This window comes from Vibrio sp. 2130-1 (assembly GCF_033339515.1).
On sequence record NZ_JAWOUT010000798.1, the window covers coordinates 1 to 501 of the forward strand.

1 protein-coding gene is annotated in these 501 nt (G+C 38.7%); it reads left to right on the plus strand.

Going from position 1 to position 501, the window contains the following annotated elements; genetic code table 11:
* Positions 1-99 precede the first annotated feature (99 nt).
* The gene (locus R7Q09_RS28765; RefSeq protein WP_005454378.1) at positions 100-342 is read left to right on the plus strand and encodes a DUF2164 domain-containing protein; all 243 of its coding nucleotides are present in this window, start codon (positions 100-102) and stop codon (positions 340-342) included.
* The last annotated feature ends 159 nt before the right edge of the window (positions 343-501 follow it).

Below are 501 nucleotides of genomic sequence, written 5' to 3' on the forward strand. Positions count from 1 at the left end.
CGAATTTGGGGTGATTAAAGGCTACACAATCGAGACGAAACTCGATTATTTCGTAACGGTTAGCGAAATCCCCATTAAGCCGCACTAAAAGGAACACGCATGATTAAGTTAGAAAGAGCCCAAAAAGAAACATTAGCGTCGGCAATTCAAGATTATATGCAGGATGAACTCAGCATTGAGATTGGCCAGTTTGACAGCGAATTTCTGATAGATTTTATTACCGATAAACTAGGCGCAGTCTATTACAACAAAGGCGTTGAAGATGCGAAAGCCGTGATAGAACGTCGAATGCTTGAAATGTCTGATGAGCTTTACGAGATAGAGCAAGAAGTATCAATTTAAGCTTTTGCGCATTCAATACGCCAAAGTTCCTTCAAAATTTTCGAAGAAGTTGATAGATACGGTGCGGTTGGCTGGATGTAAAGGATGGTAAATAATCTGTTACATATAAGGTAAATAGGTTAATGTTGTGTTGCTTGCTCAACATTAACTTAGGAATTT